This is a genomic window from Mesotoga infera, assembly GCF_900157305.1.
Classification (GTDB): Bacteria; Thermotogota; Thermotogae; order Petrotogales; family Kosmotogaceae; genus Mesotoga; species Mesotoga infera.
Genome location: NZ_LS974202.1, coordinates 536,474 through 560,054, shown reverse-complemented (window position 1 = coordinate 560,054; position 23,581 = coordinate 536,474). Strand labels below are relative to the sequence as shown.

Genomic DNA, 23,581 nt, shown 5'->3' with positions numbered 1-23,581 from the left:
TCATGAAGAGTAAAGCGATCGCGGCATTCTTTCTGTTGTTCGTTCTTTCTTTCACTTGTGTTTTCGCCACCAGAATCATGGTAATTCATAGTTACGACGAAGATTATATATGGTCTAGAGAGATGCTTGAAGGCATCAAGAGTGTTTTTAACGACGAAGCTATCGAATGGAAGGTCTTCTATTTGGACACGCGCCTTCAAACAAACGAAGAGTGGAAAATAAAGGCTGGAAAAATGGCTGCCCAGGAGGTCGAGGCTTTCCAACCCGATATAGTTATAGCATGCGACGATAATGCGCAGGAGTATTTCGCGAAAGACTTCACCACTCTGCCGTTAGTTTACTGCGGTGTTAACCTAGATCTAGAAAGGTATTCGTACCCGCGCAGTAACGCCACGGGCGTCAGGGAAACCCTCTTCTCGAAAGAGACGGTTGCGATGCTTCTCGATTTCTTTCCGCAGGTCAGGGAAATCCATTTCATCGGCGACGACAGCGAAACCGTCGCCGGTATGAGAGAACAGCTGGAGGCGACTTCCTTCGACGATGTATCTACGAAAATACATGTGGTCGGCAGCTTCAACGAATGGAAAGAAGTTGTGAAAAACTTATCCGGAGAAGGAAATGCCATAGTTATCCTCGCCGATAGAACGCTAAAAGACGAAAATGGAAGAACGGTAAGCACTGAATATGTTACCGAATGGACGGTTGAAAATACAGATTTGCCCGTCTTTTCCGTTCTGGATTTCGTGGTGGCTGACGGTGCAATGGCGGGCGTTGTGAACTCCGCTTTCGAAGAGGGCAAACAGGCAGGTGTAATCGCCTTGAAAATACTCTCCGGACTTTCCCCCGAAGAGATACCACCTGAAAACTCCTCAAATGGCCGATCGATGGTCAACATCGAGGCTCTTCTCTCGACGGGTGTCGAACTGGATTCTTACAGGCTCGAGGAAGTCGATGACCTGATCTCGCAATCGTCTGTGCCGGTCTGGACCGCCCTGAATCTGCTGGTAACTTCTTTTCAGGAGCGCGTCCACGGAATAATGACCTCGCTGAGGGTGCTGGCCAGCTCTCCAGAAGTGATATCGGGAGAGTGGTCGAGGATGAAACCTCTTCTTAGCAGCTTCAACCGGGGTTATGAAGGACTGGCCATGTACGTGGAACCCGACGGGGATTACTACACCGTCCAGAGAGACCGGACAGGTTTGAACCTTTCCGACAGAGGCTACTTTCCGGCGCTTCTGAAGGGCGAGGAAGTTCTGGGATACCAGGTTTTGAGCAGATCCACCGGAAAACGCTCGGTCGTCTTCGCAACTACTGTCCTTAAAGAGGGCAATATATCCGGTTTTGTCGGTATTTCGGCCTTCTTAGATGAATGGAACTTCGAACTGATTTCGGATTTCAAACAACTGCCGGGGGTTCATTTCTACGCCTTCGACGGACAGAACACGCTGGCGCTATCGGACGATACATCGCTGCTTCTGGGCTCTCTGGAGGTTCCGGTTCCTGGTATGTCCGAAAGGCTTGCAGCCCTCGATAGGGATAAAGGTGACTTTCTCTTCACCGCAAACGATGTTCTCCATCTTGCAACTTACAGGCGATCGCTGAAAACCGGCTGGACTTTCGTCGTCGCACGGGAGCTTCTGCCAACAACAAGAGATCAACGTCCCGAGCTCCTCTTGAGTGAGGTGCAGAAAGAGATCCAGGAACATTTCAACAGACTCGACGCCTCTCTTGCCAAAGGCGCCGAGGATATGAGAAAAGTACTGGACGATGACGAAGAAGTACGATCGTTACTGAAGAGACTGTACGAAGCGAACCCGGAAGTGGTCGATGTGTCTTACATAGACTTAGATTTTATACTTAGATCGATTCATCCTCAGGATTACAGTTATGTTGAGGGGGAATGGATAGGCGATCAGGAACAACTCATAAGACTTCATGAAACAGGCAGACCGGTTCTGAGCGAGGGATTTCTGGCCGTTGAAGGCTTCCAGGCCGTGGATCTCGAGTGGCCTGTTTTCGCGGAAGATGGCTCTCTTGCAGGGTCGTTGAGCTTCCTGATCAAGCCCGAAACCTTTCTTGCTCCAATAATAGTTCCCAGCAATTTGGAGCCTTACGAATTCTGGATAATGCAGCCCGACGGCACGATATTTTACGATCAGGACAGCCTGGAAGTGGGAAGAAACCTCTTCGAGGATGAACTTTACGAACCATTCGATGCGCTTGTCGAGCTGGGACATTCGATCTCTAAAAACGAGAGCGGTCAAGGTTATTACACCTTCTACTCGAGAGGTTTATCCAGCACTGTCAAAAAAGAAGTCTGGTGGAGTTCCATCGGACTTCACGGAACACAGTGGAGGTTAATTTTGACCAAAGTCATCGGCCCGATTTCTGTATCTCAATAGCATGTTGCAAATCTAGAACTCAGATCAACTACTCCGTATAAACTTGACAGCAAGAAGTTCAAAAAGAACTGAATAAGGGAAAACGAAAAAAAGACTGACGAATCAGTATGGGGGTCTATTGAGGTATTTCTTTGAGAATATCGGGGTTATCAAGTGTGTGATGGGGTAAAAGACACCTCTTTGATTAAAAAACCTCTGTAGAAAGTATTGCAGAATGCACAAAAGCCTAGAGCAATGGGGTCAGATTTTGCAGCAACTTTGTCATTATTTTCGAAAATCCATTTTCATCGTTAGAATCAGTTATTACAGTCGCGATTCTCCGCACTTCTTGGGAAGCGTTAGACATGGCCACGGAGAGCCCGGCCGCTTTGAGCATTTCTATATCGTTGTCACTATCTCCAAAGGCTACGGTGTTTTCGGGTGCTATGCCTTCTCTCTTGCATATTTCAATCAATCCACGGCCTTTGTCAACGTTCGAACGCGTGATATCCAGGTATATTCCTCCGGATCTGGTGAAGCTGACTCCGGAAAACTGTCCGGTGAGTTTTTCCTTCAAAGCAGAAAGATTGTCGGATTCTGAAAGCACGACCAGCTTGATCGGCGGATTCTCCTGGAGATATCCGGCAAGATCTCCGACGATTACCGGCTCTAAGCCTGTATGGAGTGCATACCTTTCCGCCGCGGGAGTCAGTTCCGAAAAGACCAGCTCGCCATCAACATAAGCGTGAATATGGATATTGATCTCGCTCACAACCCTGACTATTTGCGAAGCCGTGGCCGAGTCTAGCGTAGTTCTGGAAATAACCTCTCCTCTCAGGGTTACCTCAGAACCGTTGAAGGCAATGGCGTTGAAATTACGTTCGTCCAGTCCGCTGAAGAGCTTTCTGATCGATCTGGTAGATCTACCGCTGGCAAAAACCATTAGAATACCGCGGTGCACGATCTCCTGGATCATATTCAGATTCTCGCTTGTCAATCTTTCTTCGCTGTCCAGGAGCGTGCCGTCTATATCGCTGAAAACGGCCCGCACGTCTTTTAGCTCCCAATTTCGCGGTTCTTTCATGGAAATCATCCTTTCATCCCGGAATTTGCGAAGCTCTGAACGAAAAGCTTTTGAAATATCGTGAACGCGATCAAAAGGGGCCCTATGACTATCAAGGTCGCCGCCATGAGTAAACTCCATTCGGCACCCCCCTCTGCCTGCTGGGCGAAGATCGTCAGTCCGACCGTCAGGGTTCTCGATCTGGACGTTTCGGTAACCAGAAGAGGCCAGAGAAATTCATTCCAGTGATAGGTGACGCTGATTATCGAAAAGGCGATCAGCGAAGGCCGGACGATCGGCAGAAAGACGTGCCAGATCAACTGAAAGGTGTTGCAGCCATCGAGTTTGCCGGCATCCTCCAGAGATTCCGGAACGCTTTTGAAAGCCTGCCTCATCAAAAAGGTGCCCATGGCCGAGGCGAAATATGGGAGCATGACCCCCAGCCTTGTATCGATCAATCCCATCTGGCTTATGGTCAGGTAGTTTGGAAGAATCGTGCTCTGCGGGGTGATCATAAGTTGAGTGAGGAAGAGTATGAAAAAGAAATCCCGCCCGGGAAACTGGAGCCTCGCGAAGGCGTAGGCCGCCATCGTTATCGTAACGAGCTGTATGGCCAACAGTCCGAAAGAGGTTATTATGGTGTTCAGATAGTAACTCGCAAACGGCGCGTATGACCAGGCGTTTGTGAAATTGTCGAAATTGAGACTGCCCGGCAAAAAGTTGAACGGGTTGGAGAAGATCTCGGTTTTCGTTTTGAAAGCGGTAGTCGTCAACCATATTAGAGGCATTAGAATCATGAGCGAAAAGATCACCAGTACGAAATAGACTGTTGCTTTCGATACCAGATTCCCCCACTTCATACGATCACCTCTCGTAGTGGACGAAGTGTTGCAGTCCGAAGTAGTAAATGAAGGTGAAGCCCAGCAGAATCGAGAAGAGAACCACAGACGCGCTGCTGGCTAATCCAGTGTCCCAATAAACAAATCCATTTTGATAGATATAATAGAGCAAGACGTTGGTGGTGTTGTAAGGTCCTCCTCTGGTCATGACATATACCTGATCTACGGATTGAAACGAGTTTATGATCGCCATCAAAGTTACGAAAAAAGTAGTCGGAGAGAGCAGCGGCAGGGTAATCTTTCTCAACTTCTGCCAGGCGTTGGCTCCTTCAAGCACCGCCGCTTCATACAGACTTTCATCGATTGACTGAAGCCCAGATAGAAAGAGCAACATATAATAGCCGGCGAATTTCCAAATAGAAACAAGGATGATCGAGAGCATCGCGTAAGGGGTGGTATTCAACCAGTCGATGTTCGACGAAAGACCAAGAAGGTTCAGAACTTTGTTCAGCAATCCATAGGACTGGCTGAAAAGAAAGATCCACACCATCGAGGCGGCCGCTATTGGAATCATAGTGGGGTAGAAGATAGAAAACCGGAAAGCCCCTCGAAGCTTCAGACGTTTGTTCAGGAGTATCGCGAAAACCAGCCCGAGAAGTATTGCCGGTATGACGCTTCCGAGTGAGTAAACGAGATTGTTTTGCATTACCTGCTTGAAGAGACGGCTTCCAAACATGTATTCGTAGTTGGCAAGTCCGACAAACTTCGTGACTCCTCCAGCCATTTTTTGAAAGAGGCTCAACCATACGGAACGAACAACCGGATAGTAAGTGAATATTATCAGAAATACGAAGCTTGGAAGAATAAGCAAATAACCGAGCAAATAAGTTCTCCACTTGCGGGACAATCTCATTCTCTCACCCCCGATTCTAAAAAGGAAAGGAGGAGCGTAAAAACTGCTCCTCCTTCCACATTTCTTATTTGTAAGGTCTCAGAACTCTCTCGGCTTCGGCCTGGGCCATGTTCAGCGCATCCTTCGCGCTTATCATGCCGGCGATCGCCCCTTCCAGTGCGTCCGTCATGAAACGCGCTATCTGCCTTGCCGCATGAGTTGCCGGCGGCTCACCGACCAGAACGAACTGGAGCTGTTCTCTCGCGACTATCGCGAAGGGAAATCCTTCGACGTACGCTTTCATTTCTGGAACGTCGAAAGCATCCTTTCTCACGGCCACGTACCCCGTCTTCATGCTCCAGGTTGCCGCCTGTTCGGGGAGCGTCATCCATTTAATGAATTCCCACGCCGCCTTCTGGCGTTCCACAGGTATCCCGGCCATTATTACCAGCTGCCCGCCTCCCGTTGGAACGGCCCTTCTGACGTTCTCGGGAAGATACGCCACACCCCAATCGAAGGTCGCACTGTCCCGGACGAAAGTCAGGCTACCGGTCGAGTTGTACATCATGGCCGTCGTACCGGCGACAAAATCGGCCGAGGAGTCTCCGAAGAGTCTTCTGGCAGGCATTAGACCTTCAGCCACCAGAGATCTCATGAACTCGAGAGCGCCGATCGCTTCAGGACTGTTGAGATAGGTCTCCGTTCCAGCCTGATTGTTCACAAGTCCTCCGTTTTGCATTATGAAGGCCGAGAGCAACCACTGGTCTATCGGGATTTCCACTCCCCAACGCACAGTGTTCCCACCCTCCTTTTTCACGAGTTTTGTCGCGTACTCCTTCAGTTCAGTCCATGTCGAAGGTGGCCTGTCGGGGTCTAGACCGGCTTCCCTGAACATATCCTTGTTGTAGTAGAAGATAGGTGTGCTTTTCTGGAACGGTATCGCGTAAAGTTCTCCGGCTACGTCGCAGTCCTCCAGGAAGGCCTGAAAGTAGGGTTCTAGAAAGGCCTCTCCTCCTTCACTTTCGACAAACGATTCGAGAGAGATGATGATCTTTTCGTCGGCCGCGGTCCATATATCGGCAGCGGTGAGAAGAGCTACATCCGGCGGGTTACCGGCCTTCGACGCCGTCAGGGCTCTCTGAAGAGTTTCCGGATAACCACCGGAGTATATCGGTTCGACGATGATATCCGGGTGGGTGCTGTTGAACTTGTCGGCCAGCTCTCCCATATACCTGGCCAGCGGACCGGCGACACCCACCGGGAAGTAGAATCTAAGAATTATCGGATCGGCTGCAATTAGCGATGTTGCAAATACGGCCAATACAAATAGAGCAATCACAAAGTACTTTCGCATGCATTTCCCCTCCTTTTTTCTGGTGATTCCTATAAAGAACTACAAGTGCTGTTCCAGTAGAACTTCCCCAGGATCCTTCGAGGATTCAAGCTTCTTATGGTCAGTTCCAGGCGAGCGTTTTCTGAAATCAAAACCTGCGCATACATTCCTGGTGCACCGCTCTTCTCCGGCCACGCCTCTGTAAAAGATGGTACTGAGATATACGGTATTCGATTGCACTCGTAAAGGCCGAACCAGTGTACATGTCCGTTGATATAAGCCAGGACCTTTCTCCCTCTGCCAACAGTCTCCCTTATTTTTTCTCTGTTCTCCACAAATGCCAGTTGTGGAAACTGAACGAAGTGAGGGTTGTCTCTTATCTCCTGGTCGTCGGCGGGATGGTGTGCAAAGATTATTTTTGGTAGATCATCAAAAGTCAATTCACGTTCAAGCCACTTGAGCTGTTCATTTGAGACACTTCCGCCCACATCTTCTATAACCGGCTCTTCCGTATCCAGAAATATCAGCTTGTAACCCTTCACGAAAGCAACTCTATTTTCTACCGGCTGTCCGTAGATTTCCCTGTTCTCTTCCTTTGTGAGGTAGTGTATGTCATGATTTCCCAGGATCGGATAATAAGGTACCGATAGAGAATTCATTATGCGGGCGAATTTCAGCGCGTTTTCACGGTCTTTTTCGTAGTTTAGGTTGTTCACTCTGTCGCCGAGTTCGACCAGAAAATCCATGTCAGGTGTGCCATTTATCTCTTCCACGAACCGCTTCATCAGGCCGGGTGTCTCTTCGCCCGGTCTCGTAGAATTGCTTGGACCCATGTGCACGTCACCTACAAGAGTAAAACTCAACTGTTGCCGATCTGAAATGGAAAGCGATGCCATTTATGGTCTCCTCCTTTATATAACTCCAAGCATACTTTCGATAGATCTTTCAAACGCCACGGTGTTCCAGCGAATTGGAGTCGATTGAACCGACCTGCCTCATCTTTTCCCTTATGGCGACGGCCAGCGCCCCGATAAGGCCCGAGCGGGAGCCATAATGATTCTTCACAACCTCCGTCGAAATGAAGAGTCCCGGCAGGGCTTGCTTGGTGACCTCTTCGCGTATTATTGGCTCTACTACTGACCAGGCCTCGGTTATGAAGCCTCCGATAACCACGTAATTCGGGCTAAGAAAATTTATAACGTTCCCGATCCCGACACTCAGATTTCTCGCCATTTGCTGTACGGCCTTAATGGCCGGTTCTTCTCCACGAGAGGCCATCTGCGCTATCTTTATGGCCATATCCCTTATACTTTTGGTTGGAAGACTGAGTTTGTCCAGCTGATCTACATAGCTCTCCACAAGCTTCTTGTCGGATACGTAAGCCTCAAGACAGCCTCTTCTACCGCAGGTACATGTATTGCCGTTAATATCAACGGTGGTATGACCGATCTCTCCGGTGCTTATGCCGTCGTTTTTCAGAATCTCTCCGTTGAGCATCACCGCGCCGCCGATACCTTCTATAACATTCACGAATACTATCAGACCATCCCTGGGATATAACTCCTCGTGAAACCATGTCTCCGCGATCAGGGAGGCTGCCGAACGGCTTTCCCAGAAGACCGGCGCCGGAAAACCTACTATGTACCGCTCCAGTTCAATTTGCGGCCAATGCATATGACTTGGAAATTTCAGCACTCCATTTTTCGTATCTACGACACCGTAAAGACTTACGCCTATCGCCGATATCCTCCCGGAAAAGTCATCTTTGTGAAAGACTCTGTTTGCTCTTTCGCTCAACACGCCGAAATACTCTTCTGGAGAGAGTCTTCTGTCGAAACGATATACATCCTCTGTGACGATCTCGCCCAGTATGTTAGACACTGCTATCTGAAAATAGTCCCAGTGAAGATCGATCCCCGCAAAGAGTTTGCTTTCCCCATCCAGACTCAGTAGGACTGGTTTTCGACCACCCCTGCCTTTTTTCGAGTCGCCCACCATTAGCTCCTTAAGAAATTTCTCCTCGATCAGCTCTCCGGTAAGAGCCGACACGGTTGCCCGGGTGAGTCCCGAAAGTCTCGAAAGATCCGCTCTCGAAATCGCCCCTTTCCTTCTAACAAGATCCAGAACGAAGTGTTTGTTCGTGGCTTTTACTTCATTCAGATTGGCCAACTCACCACCACCAATTGTTTGTTTGGTTATTGACTAAACAAATAATAACTCATATCTTTGGTTAGTCCCAAGTATTCGCCGGTCCGTTCTCTTAGATCTACAGTTAACTATACGCGATTAAGATCGATTATTGTAAGTTGTCGCGCCGAAGCTGTTTCCTCCTATAAAACACTATCTCAATTTGATTTGTGATACTTACTTTCATATATCCTTCAGAATATCTCAAGAATAATTCTGTTATCATACTTTTGAGGTGATGAGATGTACAAAGTTATCTCTAGAGAGGCTATTGCTCCAGATACATTCGATATCTGGCTTGAACATCCCAATATCCATAAAAGGGCAAAACCAGGACAGTTCCTTATTTTAAGGCTAGACGAGTTCAGTGAGAGAATACCCTTAACTATCGTTTCGACAGCCGAAGGGAGATTAAGAGTTATCATAAAGACCATCGGGAAAAGCACGTATAAGCTATGTGCCGTCAAGCCCGGAGAGACTATTGCCGACATAGTAGGACCCCTTGGTAACCCGAGCGAGATTGATCGCTTCGGGACTGTTTGTGTAATCGGTGGAGGCGTCGGAATAGCGCCTCTCTTTCCAATCGCCAAAGCGCTTAAAGAGGCCGGTAACAGAGTGATTGGTATCCTTGGAGCTGCGAAAAAAGAGTTGCTGATCATGAAAGATGAATTCCTTCCTCATCTGGATGAGCTGTACATCACTACCGACGATGGTTCGGAAGGAATCAAAGGAACGGTCACAGTCGCGTTGCAGAAAGTCTTGAAAAAAGAGAAAGTCGAAGTTATTTGGGCCATTGGACCCATGGTAATGATGAAATTCGTATCACTCATGGCGGCCGAAAACAATACTCTGTGCTGGGTATCGCTAAACCCGATAATGGTTGATGGCACGGGTATGTGCGGAGCCTGTAGAGCAGAGGTAGGGGAAGAGGTCAAATTCACCTGCGTGCACGGACCTGAGTTCGATGGAAGAAAGGTCAAATGGGATGAATTGATCAAAAGACAATACCAGTACAGAGAAGAAGAAAAACGGGCAATGGAAGATTATTTGAAAGAAATGGGTGGTAAGAATGCCTGAAAAAAATAAGACTAAGATGAGAGAGCTCGATCCTATCCAAAGAATCGGATGCTTCGAAGAAGTGGCACTGGGATACAGCAAAGAAGAAGCTTTGAAAGAAGCTGCCAGATGCCTCCAGTGCAAGAATCAACCTTGCGTAAGCGGCTGTCCGGTTGGAATAAACATTCCTGGTTTCATAAAGGCACTCAGAGAAGAAAGGTACAAAGATAGCGCCATGATACTCAAGGGCGACAACAATCTTCCGGCGGTCTGTGGAAGGGTCTGTCCACAGGAGAAACAGTGCGAGGCAAGATGTATTCTCGGAAGGGTACCCGGAGGCGATGCCGTTGCCATCGGAAGGTTGGAGAGATTTGTCGCCGACCTGGAAATACCAATTGAAAGCGTTGTCAAACCATCGATTCATAAAAAAGTAGCAGTCATTGGAGCCGGTCCGGCAGGACTGACCGTCGCGGCCGATCTGGCAAAGGAAGGAGTTTCCGTAACAGTGTTCGAAGCCTTTCATACCGCAGGCGGCGTTCTCGTGTACGGAATTCCCGAGTTCAGGCTTCCGAAGAAGATAGTTTCAAACGAAGTGCAATTTGTACAGGAAATGGGTGTGGAGTTCAGATTCAACGAGATTGTAGGACGAACAGTTCCTTTTGAAGAACTCGTGAATGATTACGACGCCGTTTTCATAGGCATCGGGGCCGGGGCACCGAGGTTCATGGGAATCCCCGGAACGAATTTGAACAACATATTTTCGGCCTCGGAATTTCTCACTAGAGTCAATCTGATGAAGGCCTACCTCTTTCCAAAGTACGATACTCCTGTGAAGATAAAGGATCGTGTCGCGGTGATAGGTGCCGGTAACGTAACGATGGACGCCGCAAGGACGGCGAGGAGACTCGGCGCCAAGGAAGTCCATATTGTTTATAGACGCAGCGAGGAAGAGATGCCCGCCAGGCTTGAAGAGTACCATCACGCCATGGAAGAGGGGATCAAGCTCCACTGCCTGACCCTTCCTGTGGAGTATTTGGGAGATGCAAACAACAACGTTGTAGCAATGAAGTGTGTCAAAATGACGCTGGGAGAACCCGATTCATCCGGCAGAAGGCGCCCCGTGCAGCTGGAGAATTCCGAATTCACCATGGAAGTGGATATGGTGATCGAGGCAATCGGTCAGACACCCAACGCGGTCCTCAAAGCAGGGTTCTCCTCTGTCCAGCTCAACAAATGGGGATCTATACAGGCGGACGAGGAAACAGGCAGAACCAACCTCCCGAAAGTCTTCGCCGGGGGAGACATAGTGACCGGAGCCGCTACCGTTATCGAAGCCATGGGTGCGGGAAAGAGATCTGCCAAAGCTATACTGAAGTATCTGGCTGGCGTCTGAGCCAGGGTCATCATCGAAACAGAATTCTTCCACACATATATGAAGCGGTCGTTCATATAATGGAAAAATTCGATACGATTTTTCGTTTCCGCCTCTCGAAGGAGATATTTTCTTCTCGACCTTTTTTTGCCAGACATCCTCAACTTTTCTGATATGGATATTCTGACTGGAGCGCTCCAGCACTCCAGTGATGTCGGTACTATATAGATTGAAACTTCACATGTGGTATGTACCGTTGAGTCATTCACCGGCTCACGCCTTATCGGATACGGTGCTATAATCTTCCAGGCGGGTACTGAAAGCCTTTGAGAGTGGCACCCGGGCGGTAGGAGATAATATAATGGCCGGAGATTCGAAGAGAGTATATTCGGAAAAGTCGAAATCGATACTTCTTATGTTGATCGCCTCGGCGCTCTGGAGTACCGGAGGGTTATTCATAAAGAACGTGAACGCACACCCTCTTGCCATAGCCGGTGTTAGAAGTGCAATAGCCGCGGTGATTATCTTTGCCGCGAACAGAAAGCCCAAATTCAACTTGTCGATTCCCCAGATAGGAGCTGCGCTTTCGTATGTCGGTCTGGTCTTTCTATTCGTGAGCGCAACCAAACTGACTACTTCGGCCAATGCGATCCTTCTTCAGTTCACCTCTCCGATCTACGTTGCAATAATGGGTGCCTGGATTCTCAAAGAGAGGGTAAAGTTCTTCGACTGGATAACCATCTCGATCGTCTTCGGAGGTATGTTTCTCTTCTTCCTAGACAAGCTCGATCCAAGAGGAGTGCTCGGCAACATACTCGCCATAGGCAGCGGCGTTTGCTTCGCACTTTTCACGGTCTTTATGAGAATGCAGAAAGATGGCTCTCCAATGGAATCTGTACTCCTTGGGAATCTCTTGACAGCCGTTATAGGGATACCCTTCATCGCTTCAGGGGTACCTGATGCCTTCGATTGGTTGATCCTTTTGGTCATGGGAATTTTGCAGCTGGGAATTCCTTATGTACTCTACTCGAGAGCAATAAAATATGTAACGGCGCTTGAATCGGTTCTCATATCAGGCATAGAGCCGATATTGAATCCATTCTGGGTCTTTCTTCTCATAGGTGAGGTCCCGGGCCCACTGGCTCTGATTGGCGGCTGTATAGTCTTCGTGATAGTCACGGTGCGCTGTATAATCTCTGCCTTTCCTTCATCAGGTTCGAGAAAGGCCATCATCGTGACTATCGGTGAGGACTCAGCGGATCCGTCCCAAAAAGACGCTCGATGACATCTTTTACTGTTGTTATTTCCTTTGTCCTGTAGCCTTCGGTGCCCGAAAATACGAAACCGTTTTCCAGGTCGCCTCTGCATGCGTTCATTAAAGCCTGTGCTATGCAGTAGGGGGTCTCTCTGAAATTGCAGGTCTTTATGCAATGATAGACGCATTTGAAGGGCTTCTTGTTTCCGGCCTCCACATCGACCAAAAATTTATTTCTGATCGCTCTTCCGGGCATACCGACGGGACTTTTGATTATAACGATGTCCTCTTTTTTCGCCTCTATCAGAGCCTGTTTGAATCTGATATCGGCATCGCATTCGCGTGTTGCGATGAAGGCCGTTCCTACCTGTACGCCCGTTGCCCCAAGTTCGAACATCTCCTGAACGTCTTTGCGTTCGAATATGCCGCCCGCGGCGATGACCGGTACGTCCTTTCCGTACTCGCGCTTTATCTCTTCTGTCAGTTGGCGTACCTGTGGAATGGTTCTGGCAAGTGAAAACTCCTGCGATTGAAGGTCTTCGACTCTGTAGCCTAAATGTCCGCCGGCCTTCGGGCCCTCTACGATGAAAGCGTCTGGAATGTAGCGGAACTTTCCGAACCATCTTTTAAGAATCACCTTCGCCGATTTCAGCGAAGAGACTATAGGTATTATCGCCGTTTTCGAGCCTTCCTCCAGATAAGAAGGCAGATCCAGAGGCAATCCGGCACCGGAGATTATCATGTCTATCTTCTCCTTCAGCGCCGTTACGACCATATCCTGGTAATTGGTAAGGGCAACCATAATATTCACACCGAGAAGGCCATCGGTTTTACTGCGAGCTTTCTTTATCACATTTTTCAATCCTTCCTTACTGGCCTGTTTGAAGTTTTTGGCGTACCCTTCTATTGTCATACCGATCCCGGCTGTGCCGATCGTACCGACACCTCCGACGGAAGCGACCGCTGCGGAGAGACCGTCGAGAGAAATACCAACGGCCATTCCTCCCTGTATCAGGGGCAGTACCGGTTCGTGACTCTTTATTTTTAAAATACCCATCTCTCTCTCCTTCTAGTCAAATAAGATTGGACTATAGATTCTAACTGTAAAACCTCTTAAATGGGTTAGCTCTTTGTCAGTTTCCCGTTTCGATTGCTCAGAAGAATGGGGTCTGGAGTGTGGAGTCTAGGGTCTGTTAAGAACGGTAAGGGCCGTCCTTGGAAAGAGCGGGAAGAGCCGTCTATAGTCCTTCGTTCCGGAGCTTCTTTTCCAGCTTTTTCGTAAAATAGAGGACAGGGGTGAGGAGACCCTTGGATCTTGATCTTCTTACCTCCAACCGGAGGGGGAGTATGTCGAAGGCGAGGAGAATGTTCACCGACTGGGATGCACCGTATATCCGGTCACTCGTGAAATTGATAGAAACGCAGAGCAAATCGACGCTTGCCAATTGGGCGGTTGATTATTCGGAGCGAGTTCTATTGCCCCTTTGGGGTAAGCATTATCCGGACGACCCGCGTCCCCAAAACGCTTTGAAAGCAGCCCGGGAGTGGTTGTCGGGAAAGATAAAGCTGCCGGAGGCGAGGAAGGCAATCCTTCAGTGCCACGCGGCCGCCAGAGAAGCCGAAAACAAACCCGTCGCCCGAAGCGCGGCGAGAGCTATAGGTCAGAGCGCTTCGACCGTGCATTCGGCGAGGCACTGTATCGGACTGGCTCTTTATGGGGCGTTAGCGGTTGCCTGCGATGCGCTCGGAGTGGACGCGCCCCGGGAACGGCTGGAGCGGCGGGCCGCCGAAGAATGCGAACGTATGCTTGACGCGCTGCGCGAAGTGTCGATTGAAAACGAGACGAACCCTGCGAAAATCGACTGGAAGCGTTGAATGAAAGCTATAGAGCACCGGCTCGCGCCCGGGGCGGGAGGTGAACGCTCACGGCTGGGCGTATGTGCGTATTCGTTCTTTTTCTCACCGTTGGGATTTTCCTAAATTTTCGTATCCTTCTCCGGTCGCTGGCCGAGGATTCGATTCAGACTCTCGGTCATGATAAGTATCAGGGCCGCCAGCAGCGCTAGGTATAGCGGATATATAGCTATGCTCGAATTGTTCGCTATGAGACCGAACAGCGGCGGCATAAAAGTGGTGCCACAATAAGCGCTAGCCATCTGAATGCCTATAATCGCCTGCGAATTCTCCCTTCCGAAGTTCGACGGAGTCGCGTGTATTATCGAGGGATAGACAGGCGCGCAACCCAGACCGATCACGATCAAACCCGCCAGGGCGAGTACATCTGTTTTCAGGGGAATACCGACCATGCTCACGCCAACTATCATGGCGGTAACGCCATAACGGATCAGCTTTCTGTCTCCGAATCTGTCTGCAACGAATCCATTCAAGAATCGGCCGAATGTTATCCCCAGATAGAATAGTGAGGCAAACATTGCTGCGGTCTCCACCCCGACTTTGCGATGCTCGACGAGATAACTGCTCGCTCAGAGTCCCGTCGTCGTCTCGAGCGCACAGTATCCGAAAAAAGCGATTAGGATGAACGGAACGCCCCTGATTCTAACTGCCTGAAAAACGCTCAATGGTTTGGAAACCTTTCCGCTTCCGTCTGTTCCGGCTTTTTTATTCCTCCACAATTTCAGGCTCGAAAAGAGCGCGATCGTCAACACGATCTGAATTACCGAGACCGCTCTGTAGCCTCCCTGCCAGCCAAACTTCGTTCCGAGGAAATAACCCATGATGTACGGGCTGATGGAGGTGCCAACCCCCCAGAAGCAATGGAGCCAGCTCATGTGTCTGGAGGCATAATGCAGGGCTACGTAGTTGTTTAGCGCCGCATCGACGGCTCCCGCGCCGAGACCGTAAGGTATTGCCCACAGGCAAATGGTCACAAAAGAATTGGACGCTGAAAATCCGAACAGTGCCAGTGCGGTCATTCCAACGCTGATAGCCGTGACAAGTCCCGTTCCGAGTTTTCGTGTCAGACGATCGGACATGAGGCTCGAGAAAATCGTCCCGCCGGCGATAATCATGGAGACTATACCCGCAAACGACAGAGGAACATTGAACGCGGTCCTCATCACAGGCCAGGCGGAGCCCAACAGTGAATCCGGCAAGCCAAGGCTGATAAAAGAGATGTAGATTACGACCAACAACAAAGAAAACATTCGAACCCTCTCAAACCCGGATGGTCATGCCACACGATATCCTGCGGCGTGCGTGAATCTATCCGTCGATACGAAGCGACCGACTCGTCGGGTTTCGCTTCAAGAAACTCTATTCAACTTTACAGTATGGAAATGTTTACCGGAACCTTTTTTAACTCCGAACTATGGTGTCGCTACCACCGACGACGGTTCTCATCGGGAACACTACAAGATAGAGCGAAGCCGGAATTCAGACCGGCCGCACAGGTACTGCCGTCTTCTCTATTTATCACTCTATGGTCGGGTTTTCGCCACCGGCGGGGTTTATGAGTCCGTCGAGGTAGGCGGTCAGCTCTTCGATCTCCTTTCCCAGAGCGGGCGTGTCTATTATTTCCCGGGGTGTCAGGCTCTGGCCGAAGTACTCCCTGTTGGTGTCGGAGTCTTGCCTTATGATCGAGCCACCGAGTGAAATGCCGGCGAAGAGGCCGTTGCTGACCGAATAGGAATAGATGGCCGCTTCTAGCTTATAATCGGTGTCGGCCGCAAGCGTCTTTCCAGTCGGGCCGGCCGATACGGAGGCGCTGCCTCCCAGCGTTATGTTGTTTCCAAGGAAGCCTTCGATCCCCTGCTTGTTCATCACCACCAGCACCAGACCGCTTTTCTGCACCCCGGCCTGAAAGCCGTAGCTTATACCGTATAGCTTGAGGAAGAGCGGGCCGTACCACCTGCCTTGCTCGTCCCTGCGCAGGAGGAAGCCCTCGCCGTACTGGCCTCCAAAGCCGAGCGCCGCCTTCACCATATCCGGGTATATCACTATACCGTTTGATTTGCGCAGCAATTCGACGAAGGAGCCGCTGTCCTCCGTGCCGGACAATTCTACGATCACATCGAGTCCTTTTTGTATCCTGTCTCTCGGGATGCTTGCCCCGAAAGCCGTGAACGAAGCCAAGATTATCACCACCAGTAAGATTTTTCTCATCTGAAACCTCCTTTTTTGAGCGGGTTCTCACTTGACTCTGAGATATATATTCTGCTGGCCCTGTCCGAAACTGGCCGACAGTATTTTGAACTCCCCTTTTGAAGCTATTTTCGAAAACTGGGCCTTATCTATTTCGACCTTCTGGTACTGGTAGTAAGGAAGATCCTGTACATACGCTTCCTGTACACCGTTGCTGTCCGTGACCGCGTAGAGGAACCTGAGGGCGTTTATAATAGGCGATTTCAGAACCGCAACCGTGATGTAGCCCCCCTTGATCTCGCGTGGTGAGAAGTCTCTGGAGAAAAGCTCCCGCGACTCTTTGTCGTAAGCCGCTATCGTCAGAAGCGGCTTGCCCGGCAGGTCGAGTTCGACTTTCGAGAAGACTATCTCTTCCTCTTCTATACCCAGTAGCGAGAGTATCTCTCCTTTTGACAGCGAGACGCTCCCGGTGTTTTCCGGAGTTTTTTTGTCGCAGGAAGTCATGGCTAAAATCAAAAGCAAAACGGTAAAAAACAGGAGTATTCTCTTCACGCGGTCACTCCTCCAATCAATGGTTTCGGCAGAACTGCATCATTATATCCGAACGGTCGGTGATCAGGTAATCGCAGACGTCCCTCACCTGCGAGAACAGCTCGGGATCATTGAGAGTCCAGAGCGATATTCTGACGCCCTCCGCGCGGAACTTTTCGAGCATTTCCCTTCCCTTTTCGAGCCCCATGTAGTTGAAAAGCTCTTTGTTCAAGTTGAGCGCAAAGGGTCTGTACCTTTTCACCGTTTCGTCCAGAAACTCTTCGGCTCCTTCCTTAAGCACTTCTCTGTCTATTATGGGTGCGATCATGGTTTTATCGCCGAAGGCCTTCCTGAAAGCGCCCAGACATTCGTGATGAAAGGATGAGAACATGGTTCTATCGAGGGCGTCGAACTTCCTCACGATGTCAATCACGCCGGGAACGGCTTCGGGGGCTTTAATTTCGACGTCGAAGTATTTGTCGTCCGGCAGGGTCCTGTAAAGCTCCTCAAGCGTTGTGAGGCCATCTTCGCCGACCAGTCCCATGGAGTCAAGTTCCCCGAGAGTCTGCTCTGCCACCACGGTTTCAAGTCCCATGGTACGCTTCAGAGTCGCGTCGTGGCAGAGTATCACCGCTCCGTCCCTGGTGAGCCTTACGTCTGTCTCTATTCCGTGGGCGCCGTGGCCCAACCCTTCTTTGAAGGATTTCAAAGTATTTTCGTATCTTCCCTTTCCCATTCCCCTGTGTGCAAGAACCAGCATGTTTACCTCCATTTGATCAATTGAATGCTATAATTCATACTCTGTCTATTCTCCAGGCCGCTTTCCTCAGTCTGTTCATTATTGCGAGGCCGATCCCCGTTTCGGGGAAAGGCTCCGAGATGATCTGCGTGTAGTTCAGGTTGTCCCGGTCGCGCAGGGCTTTGAAGAGGCCCGACGCGACGGCGTAGAGATCATTTCTTGAGCCCAGAACGACCTTTTTCACGTGCACGGGGTAGTAATCGGCCAGTTCCTGCGAACAGAGAACGACCGATTTGTCCCTTCTAGCTAGGATTCCGGCTCTCGAAACCACGGCGCCTGGGCTCCCTTCGATCAAAATCAGGGGAATCTCCGGCGAGTAGTGGCGGTATTTCATGCCGGGCGAGAGCGCCTCGCCTTTGTACTCTTCACGAACCCTTACGAAATCGGGGATCTCGAGTCCGGGCAGGAGTTCACCCAGTCGTTCGGCATCCACCGGGCCGGGCCTGAGCAGAGTCGGCTTATCTCTGGAGAGATCCACTATCGTAGATTCAAGGCCGAAGAGCGTGTCTCCGGAGAGTATTATCCCGCCCACGCGGCCGTTCATGTCCTCCAGGACGTGTTCCTCGGAGGTCGGGCTTGGCCTGCCGGATATATTGGCGCTGGGCGCCGCGATCGGTACGCCGGCCGCCTTGATAAGCCTCATCGCCACGGGATGCGAAGGAAACCTCAGACCGACGCTGTCGAGCCCGGCCGTCACCCGTGCCGGGATCGCTTCGCTCTTTTTGAATACGAGTGTCACCGGACCTGGCCACAGCACATTCAGTATGGAAGAGTAACGATTCAGATCCTGCCTGGTGCATTCTGCGGCCATTTTCAGTGAGGAAACATGGACTATGAGTGGGTTGTCCTGCGGCCTTCCCTTGGCCCTGTATATCTTCTCGACCGCTCCGGGATCGAACGCGCTGGCTCCCAGGCCATACACGGTCTCGGTCGGAAAGACTACGAGTTCACCGGCCTTTATGAGACCGGCCGCCTTTTCTATTCCCTCGATCCCCGGGTTCTCCGGGTCGAGCCTGATCATTTCCGTCTGCACATGTAGCCTCCTCTCACGATAAATAATACAACGTTATCTCATTCATGTCTTTTCCAGTTGTGTATGTTATATTTCTCGATGGGAAAGCGAGGTTGGATGATGAGAAGATTCAAAAGTATATCCGGCGAACTGATCGTCGTCGCCGGCACACTCCTGGTGGCGATGGCCTTTTTCCTGGTCTTCACGTGGGGAGACAGCACGGTGACCATGACCTACATAATCGTTGCCGATAAGATAGACAATTCGCGCGAAGGGAAGTTTGACTTCACCGTTGTGGCCGAGGGGGGCGAGGTTTTCGCGGTGAGGAACGTGGAGAGCCAGGGAATTTACTCGGCTTCGAAGGTCTTCAAGACTCTCGAAATCGGCAAAAGATACCAGGTGCTGGTCACTGGCAGAAGGCTTCCCTTGCTAGGCCTGAAGAGAAACATCATCCAGGCTTCGCTCGCCCAGTAGGTCATCGAAACTATCCGCCGCCGTTGCCGGTCCTTTACGAAAGCCCATTTCGATAATTGCGGTACGGAATTCAAATCAGCCCCTCTGCCATCGTTTCTTCGGTGAAAGGCCTGGCGATGTCTTTCTTGATTATCATAATCGCATTACCGTCTGTTTTATAAGAATCGCCCGCCCCACCGAAGGGGCAGGCGAGGAGATCTACTTGGCTTTGTAACCGTCCGGTCCGAAGATATGGCCGTCGGCGTATCCGACTTCCTTGAGCCACCAGTCGGGATAACCAACAGACTTTCCGACATCGGGGATGTTGATGTAACCGTCGCGGTACTTGGTTATCAGGTATTCGTTGAATTCCCATACTTCCGCCATTACTCTGTCAGAGACGCCGGCGACGTAATCTGTCAGGAATTCCTTACAGAGTTCGGGGTCCACCTCGTAAAGCTGTGCCGCAGCCGCTTCTATCGCCGGCTGCACTGCGAAGAGCTTGCCTTCTATCTTCTGCTGGAGCGCCTTGATTTCCGGGTACATGTAGCTGAACTTCAACTCGGCCCAATTGCCCATGAAGTTCAACGCCCAGTTGGCGATGTTTTTGTCAAACTTTTCGAGACTTCCCGTATCGTAGGCATCCGGAATGTCGGTGATACCACAGTACATGGGGATGATTATCGATTCGTGCGGCGCCGATGGCCCCCACCATACCACTCCACCGACAGGATCGGGAAGCCAGTCTCTAACCTGAGACACAAACACGTATTCACATCTGAAGATCGAGAGTGCTCTTTCCCAGCTGCCCTTGATCAGTTTGCTCGAGCCAGAATAGCGGTTAGGATTGCCGAACGGTCCGGCGGCTAGACCCTGTGTCAGGTCGAACTCGGTCCCTTCGTAGTGGTCTCTGAAGAGGTCGATCACGTCGGCCACGGAGAGCTTCTTGTCGGGAACAACCGAGAACGGGTAAGCCTTTGTGAAGCTGTCTTCTACCCACGGAGAAAGTTCCAGGGAAGGAGCAACCCTGTCGAGAACTCTCCAGGTCCTTCTGAGACTGTAGTAGGGCATGGAGTATTCGCCGGTGCTGACGGTTGCCATCCAGTCGATAGGACCGGAGCTGGGGTCATACCAGCCGGCCGCCGTCGCGACTTCGATCAGGTTCGGGGAGAACATTATGTCGGGATCGTTGGGATCGAGTTCCCTGATCCTGAACATGTTGGATTCGACGAAGACTTCTCCGTCAGGAACTTTCTTGGCCGCCCAGAGAGCGCTCTTCTGGTCCGGTGTCGCACAGATCTCGAAGACCCAGGCTTCCTGAGGGTCGGTTATTGTGAGAGTTTCGCCCCAGCCGTAGTAGCCGTACTCTACGGCCAGCGCGCCCATGAGCTCGATTGCCTCTCTGGCCGTCGTGCATCTTTCCATGGCTACTCTGGAAAGAGCGGCAACGTCGAAAATACACTGGCCGGCTTTGGGCTGCGCATAGACTTTGGCCGAACATGTACACTCGCCGATCGCGAGCTGGTGTTCGTTGATTACTCCATAGACCGCATCGAAGTATCCGTAGGTGTGTTCGACCTGGTCGATGTAACCAAGAGGTTCTGTCGGTGGATAGTTAGGATCATCGTAGGTCGGACCCATGTCCTTACCCACATAACGCGGATACGGTTCGATGAATGGATACACGGCTCTCTGTGCGCCTGGTTCATAGTCAACGTTTGAAAACACCGATGGAAAAGAAAGCATCCATCAATTCAACAAGACATATTCAGTTTTATACAAGACAAATCCGGTCGAGATAAAAGAAGATTCGGAATTACTTCCCCGTTCGTAATCCAAAATCGAAAGGCGGCCGAATCGCCTGCCTGAAGAACCATCCCGGTGGTTATTATAGCAAGCGACGGTATGGTAAGTGAACTTTTCGTATTATTGGTACATAAGCTTTAATATTAGGGGGTCGGAGAACCTGGATAGAGCGAAAAAAACACCCCCGGTTCTTCGTCCCAGAGCGTGGACAGTTTATCTTAAAGCGTTTGAGCCCGAGAGCCATACAGGAAACGACACTGTGGAATCGGTTTATCGATTCTTAGAATCGTTTCCCCGCCAGTTCGACCATCCCCATTCCCAGGGAGTTCTTCTGGCCCAGTCCGCAGTGGTACAGGAATCCTATCTCTTCTTTCCTTCCCCTGATTTTGACGGGCACCATCGAGCCGAAAACTTCGGTGTCTTCTTTGATCTTCAGCCTCAAGTTGCTTTTTCGGCCGGTTTTCTTCAGGTATTCTCTATCTACCGTTAGTTCTATGTCGCTTTCGATGCCATGGAAGATTTTGATTTTTTCTTTTGCGTTTCTAGTAAGGTATTCGTCGAAAAGATCCGGCTCCTGATAAGCCCTAAGGTAAGTTGGGGTGCTGTACTCCTCGCTACGGGTAGACAATACGATCGGCGAGATACATTTGAAAAGCTCTTCGCCGTCGGAGAACTCCTGGGAAGTCGCAAAGGCTCTCTCGATAAGCAGCGAATGATTCAGAACCCTTATCTCTCTGTTTATCAGCAGGAAGTCCACGAGATTCTGCATGAACTCTCTGACCGGCGAGGAGATGTATAGGGTACCTTCGTTTTTGGTGAATACGATCAATTCGCCGTCCTCCCCGCCCCTGGTGTAGCCTCCAGGCTCGGGAATTATTCTCGAGAAGCAGAAGAACTTGAAACTCTTGTTTCCATCGACGAATCCTTTATCGTGAAGCCACTTAGAATAATCGGGATTTGCCTGTTCGATCATCGAGTAAACCAGTCCCGAAAGCTGATAGAAATGATCGCGCGGAATAGCTTTATTTTTCAAGCCGCTGAAATTCAACTTGACTCTCAAAGTAAACCTCCATGATAATTTAGATAACCACGTCCTCCGAAAGGACGATGTCCCTTTCTTCCATTTCGGCGTTCATAATCGCGGTTTTCACGACGCGCTCGAGTTCTCTGAAATTGCCCGGATAGTCGTGCGACTCGAGCTTTTCGATAGCCCTGAGGCTTATGCGCGCAATCCCAGCGCCCTGTTCGATATTTTTCTTCTGAAGCAGATAACTGAGCATATACCTGAAATCCGACATCCTTTCCTTCAGGGCCGGCACTTTTATTTCGTAAGAAAAGCGCTGGTAGAGATCATTTCTGAAATTGCCGCGCTTTGCTTCCACTTGAAGGTCCCTGTTGGTCGCCGCTATGAGCAGAAGGGGGATCTTCACCCCCCGCGGATCGGAGTATCCATCTATGATCACGCGCAAATCGTCCAGATAAGTCAGGAGCTTCGCCTGGACACTCGCCCCTATCTCGCCTATCTCGTCGAGGAACACGGCGCTCCCGGCCATTGAAACCATCTTGCCGATCCTGAACTTCGCGCCGGTGAAAGCCCCTTCGAAGGTCCCGAACAATTCGCTCTCCAGGAGGTTCTCCGATGTGTTGACAAGGGAGATTTTGGCGAATCTCTCCGGAGCGCAAAATCCAAGTTCTCTGGCCATGTATTCTGCCAGCAGGGTCTTTCCGCAGCCGGTAGGACCAGTCAGAAGTATCGTGATCGGCTTTCTGAAAGAGGCTTCCATTTCGTTTGAACGCTTTTCTATTTCTTTCAACAGGTGGACGGCCTCTTTTTCCACATTCTGCTTCTCAGATGTCTCGAGTTCGTGCAGCTTCTTCAACTTGTCCCTGACACCGCTGTGGAACTTATCGAGGCAGCCGGAATAATTTTTTGTGGCTCTAATCACCTGTCTCGCTTTTACCATGGTTTCGTGGCTTGAAGTATCGGCAAAAAGCGAGAGATAGTCGTCTCTCGCGTCGTCCGTCTTTGAGACCTTCCAGTCTATTCTTTTGAAGAACTCGCTTTCCGGATAGTATGCCGCCAGCTTATTTCTGATAACCCTCTTCATAACTGTCTCAAATCTGGCGATCTCCGCGTACTCCTTCTTCTCCCCGTAGAAACGGTCGACGGGGAAGACGCCGAAGGCTCCACACTTTTGAGCGTTTCTCACAACGTCCGGAGTGAGACCGTCCTTGAAGAATACGCAGATATTTTTCTCGCCTTCCATAGTCTTCGAATTCGCTTTGCAATAGCCGTTTGAAACCAGAAGTATCCTCACGGCTTCTTTCGGTCCTTCGCCCTTTTTCTGGACTTCTTCATAACTGTCCTTAACGGATACCTCCACTTTGTCCCTGAGGTCGGCCTTGTTCTGGATGAGCGACTCGAGAACGTTCTTCAGGGCTCCCGTATCTTCCTCCGTCAAAGCTTTACCCATGATGACAAGCTCGACTTTTCCGGCCAA

20 protein-coding genes and 1 pseudogene are annotated in these 23,581 nt (G+C 50.3%); 6 read left to right on the top strand and 15 right to left on the bottom strand.

Annotated elements, in window-relative coordinates; translation table 11 throughout:
* The first annotated feature begins 2 nt into the window (after nucleotides 1-2).
* Nucleotides 3-2,402, top strand: a complete 2,400-nt coding sequence (locus MESINF_RS02615; RefSeq protein ID WP_169698404.1) for an ABC transporter substrate binding protein — start codon at nucleotides 3-5, stop codon at nucleotides 2,400-2,402.
* Between the two features lie 226 nt (nucleotides 2,403-2,628).
* Here the strand turns inward: MESINF_RS02615 and MESINF_RS02610 are convergent, their stop codons facing one another.
* The 6 genes from MESINF_RS02610 to MESINF_RS02585 form a co-directional block, all read right to left on the bottom strand.
* Nucleotides 2,629-3,474, bottom strand: coding sequence for an HAD family hydrolase (locus MESINF_RS02610; RefSeq protein WP_169698403.1), 846 nt, complete (start codon nucleotides 3,472-3,474; stop codon nucleotides 2,629-2,631).
* A complete protein-coding gene (locus MESINF_RS02605) occupies nucleotides 3,471-4,304 on the bottom strand; it encodes a carbohydrate ABC transporter permease (protein ID WP_169698402.1) in 834 nt (277 codons plus the stop codon). The genes MESINF_RS02610 and MESINF_RS02605 overlap by 4 nt, the downstream gene beginning before the upstream one ends.
* Before the next feature lie 4 nt (nucleotides 4,305-4,308).
* The gene (locus MESINF_RS02600; protein WP_169698401.1) at nucleotides 4,309-5,196 is read right to left on the bottom strand and encodes a carbohydrate ABC transporter permease; all 888 of its coding nucleotides are present in this window, start codon (nucleotides 5,194-5,196) and stop codon (nucleotides 4,309-4,311) included.
* 64 nt (nucleotides 5,197-5,260) lie between these two features.
* A complete protein-coding gene (locus tag MESINF_RS02595) occupies nucleotides 5,261-6,529 on the bottom strand; it encodes an ABC transporter substrate-binding protein (protein ID WP_169698400.1) in 1,269 nt (422 codons plus the stop codon).
* Between the two features lie 29 nt (nucleotides 6,530-6,558).
* Nucleotides 6,559-7,404, bottom strand: coding sequence for a metallophosphoesterase family protein (locus MESINF_RS02590; protein WP_169698399.1), 846 nt, complete (start codon nucleotides 7,402-7,404; stop codon nucleotides 6,559-6,561).
* Between the two features lie 49 nt (nucleotides 7,405-7,453).
* A complete protein-coding gene (locus tag MESINF_RS02585) occupies nucleotides 7,454-8,677 on the bottom strand; it encodes an ROK family transcriptional regulator (protein ID WP_169698398.1) in 1,224 nt (407 codons plus the stop codon).
* A 261-nt stretch (nucleotides 8,678-8,938) separates the two neighbouring features.
* Between MESINF_RS02585 and MESINF_RS02580 the strand changes: the two genes are divergently transcribed.
* The 3 genes from MESINF_RS02580 (at nucleotide 8,939) to MESINF_RS02570 (ending at nucleotide 12,408) form a co-directional block, all read left to right on the top strand.
* Entirely contained in the window at nucleotides 8,939-9,772 is an 834-nt protein-coding gene (locus tag MESINF_RS02580) for a sulfide/dihydroorotate dehydrogenase-like FAD/NAD-binding protein (protein ID WP_169698397.1), read from the top strand.
* Entirely contained in the window at nucleotides 9,765-11,144 is a 1,380-nt protein-coding gene (gltA, locus tag MESINF_RS02575; protein ID WP_169698396.1) for an NADPH-dependent glutamate synthase, read from the top strand. Before MESINF_RS02580 ends, gltA begins: the two co-directional genes overlap by 8 nt.
* A 340-nt stretch (nucleotides 11,145-11,484) precedes the next feature.
* Nucleotides 11,485-12,408 (top strand): DMT family transporter, encoded by a 924-nt coding sequence (locus MESINF_RS02570; protein ID WP_169698395.1) that lies wholly within the window; start codon nucleotides 11,485-11,487, stop codon nucleotides 12,406-12,408.
* Here MESINF_RS02570 and MESINF_RS02565 read toward each other — a convergent pair.
* Nucleotides 12,362-13,435, bottom strand: coding sequence for an NAD(P)H-dependent flavin oxidoreductase (locus tag MESINF_RS02565; protein ID WP_169698394.1), 1,074 nt, complete (start codon nucleotides 13,433-13,435; stop codon nucleotides 12,362-12,364). The genes MESINF_RS02570 and MESINF_RS02565 overlap by 47 nt on opposite strands.
* A 290-nt stretch (nucleotides 13,436-13,725) precedes the next feature.
* Here MESINF_RS02565 and MESINF_RS02560 point away from each other — a divergent pair, with 290 nt between their 5' ends.
* Nucleotides 13,726-14,253, top strand: coding sequence for a putative immunity protein (locus tag MESINF_RS02560; protein WP_169698393.1), 528 nt, complete (start codon nucleotides 13,726-13,728; stop codon nucleotides 14,251-14,253).
* 101 nt (nucleotides 14,254-14,354) lie between these two features.
* On the opposite strand, the pseudogene MESINF_RS13755 reads toward MESINF_RS02560, so the two are convergent.
* The 5 genes and pseudogenes from MESINF_RS13755 to MESINF_RS02535 form a co-directional block, all read right to left on the bottom strand.
* Nucleotides 14,355-15,542: pseudogene (locus MESINF_RS13755) on the bottom strand (MFS transporter).
* Between the two features lie 268 nt (nucleotides 15,543-15,810).
* Complete coding sequence (locus MESINF_RS02550) at nucleotides 15,811-16,500, bottom strand: lipid-binding SYLF domain-containing protein (protein WP_169698392.1); 690 nt, start codon at nucleotides 16,498-16,500, stop codon at nucleotides 15,811-15,813.
* Nucleotides 16,501-16,527: 27 nt separating this feature from the next.
* Nucleotides 16,528-17,031, bottom strand: coding sequence for a hypothetical protein (locus tag MESINF_RS02545; RefSeq protein ID WP_231936819.1), 504 nt, complete (start codon nucleotides 17,029-17,031; stop codon nucleotides 16,528-16,530).
* Nucleotides 17,032-17,047: 16 nt separating this feature from the next.
* Nucleotides 17,048-17,770, bottom strand: a complete 723-nt coding sequence (locus tag MESINF_RS02540) for a glycerophosphodiester phosphodiesterase family protein (RefSeq protein ID WP_169698391.1) — start codon at nucleotides 17,768-17,770, stop codon at nucleotides 17,048-17,050.
* A 34-nt stretch (nucleotides 17,771-17,804) separates the two neighbouring features.
* Nucleotides 17,805-18,842: an L-threonylcarbamoyladenylate synthase gene (locus tag MESINF_RS02535; protein ID WP_197712698.1), complete on the bottom strand. Its 1,038-nt coding sequence runs from the start codon at nucleotides 18,840-18,842 to the stop codon at nucleotides 17,805-17,807.
* A 99-nt stretch (nucleotides 18,843-18,941) separates the two neighbouring features.
* On the opposite strand from MESINF_RS02535, the gene MESINF_RS02530 reads away from it, so the two are divergent.
* Nucleotides 18,942-19,295 carry a hypothetical protein gene (locus MESINF_RS02530; protein ID WP_231936818.1) on the top strand — a complete coding sequence of 118 codons (354 nt, stop codon included), beginning with the start codon at nucleotides 18,942-18,944 and terminating at the stop codon, nucleotides 19,293-19,295.
* A gap of 198 nt (nucleotides 19,296-19,493) precedes the next feature.
* Here the strand turns inward: MESINF_RS02530 and MESINF_RS02525 are convergent, their stop codons facing one another.
* The 3 genes from MESINF_RS02525 to MESINF_RS02515 all read right to left on the bottom strand — a co-directional run bounded on the left by MESINF_RS02525 (nucleotide 19,494) and on the right by MESINF_RS02515 (nucleotide 23,581).
* Entirely contained in the window at nucleotides 19,494-21,002 is a 1,509-nt protein-coding gene (locus MESINF_RS02525; protein ID WP_231936817.1) for a dipeptidase, read from the bottom strand.
* A 358-nt stretch (nucleotides 21,003-21,360) separates the two neighbouring features.
* A complete protein-coding gene (cas6, locus tag MESINF_RS02520) occupies nucleotides 21,361-22,140 on the bottom strand; it encodes a CRISPR-associated endoribonuclease Cas6 (RefSeq protein WP_169698388.1) in 780 nt (259 codons plus the stop codon).
* Between the two features lie 19 nt (nucleotides 22,141-22,159).
* The gene (locus MESINF_RS02515) at nucleotides 22,160-23,581 is read right to left on the bottom strand and encodes a sigma 54-interacting transcriptional regulator (protein ID WP_231936816.1); all 1,422 of its coding nucleotides are present in this window, start codon (nucleotides 23,579-23,581) and stop codon (nucleotides 22,160-22,162) included.

Excerpts from the sequence above, each read along its gene's own strand:
- MESINF_RS02565 (WP_169698394.1), bottom strand. The coding sequence starts at position 13,435 with ATGGGTATTTTAAAAATAAAGAGTCACGAACCGGTACTGCCCCTGATA.
- MESINF_RS02570 (WP_169698395.1), top strand. The coding sequence starts at position 11,485 with ATGGCCGGAGATTCGAAGAGAGTATATTCGGAAAAGTCGAAATCGATA.
- MESINF_RS02560 (WP_169698393.1), top strand. The coding sequence starts at position 13,726 with ATGTCGAAGGCGAGGAGAATGTTCACCGACTGGGATGCACCGTATATC.
- MESINF_RS02540 (WP_169698391.1), bottom strand. The coding sequence starts at position 17,770 with ATGCTGGTTCTTGCACACAGGGGAATGGGAAAGGGAAGATACGAAAAT.
- MESINF_RS02530 (WP_231936818.1), top strand. The coding sequence starts at position 18,942 with ATGAGAAGATTCAAAAGTATATCCGGCGAACTGATCGTCGTCGCCGGC.
- MESINF_RS02605 (WP_169698402.1), bottom strand. The coding sequence starts at position 4,304 with ATGAAGTGGGGGAATCTGGTATCGAAAGCAACAGTCTATTTCGTACTG.
- MESINF_RS02590 (WP_169698399.1), bottom strand. The coding sequence starts at position 7,404 with ATGGCATCGCTTTCCATTTCAGATCGGCAACAGTTGAGTTTTACTCTT.
- MESINF_RS02610 (WP_169698403.1), bottom strand. The coding sequence starts at position 3,474 with ATGATTTCCATGAAAGAACCGCGAAATTGGGAGCTAAAAGACGTGCGG.
- gltA (WP_169698396.1), top strand. The coding sequence starts at position 9,765 with ATGCCTGAAAAAAATAAGACTAAGATGAGAGAGCTCGATCCTATCCAA.
- MESINF_RS02595 (WP_169698400.1), bottom strand. The coding sequence starts at position 6,529 with ATGCGAAAGTACTTTGTGATTGCTCTATTTGTATTGGCCGTATTTGCA.
- MESINF_RS02550 (WP_169698392.1), bottom strand. The coding sequence starts at position 16,500 with ATGAGAAAAATCTTACTGGTGGTGATAATCTTGGCTTCGTTCACGGCT.
- MESINF_RS02615 (WP_169698404.1), top strand. The coding sequence starts at position 3 with ATGAAGAGTAAAGCGATCGCGGCATTCTTTCTGTTGTTCGTTCTTTCT.
- MESINF_RS02600 (WP_169698401.1), bottom strand. The coding sequence starts at position 5,196 with ATGAGATTGTCCCGCAAGTGGAGAACTTATTTGCTCGGTTATTTGCTT.
- MESINF_RS02580 (WP_169698397.1), top strand. The coding sequence starts at position 8,939 with ATGTACAAAGTTATCTCTAGAGAGGCTATTGCTCCAGATACATTCGAT.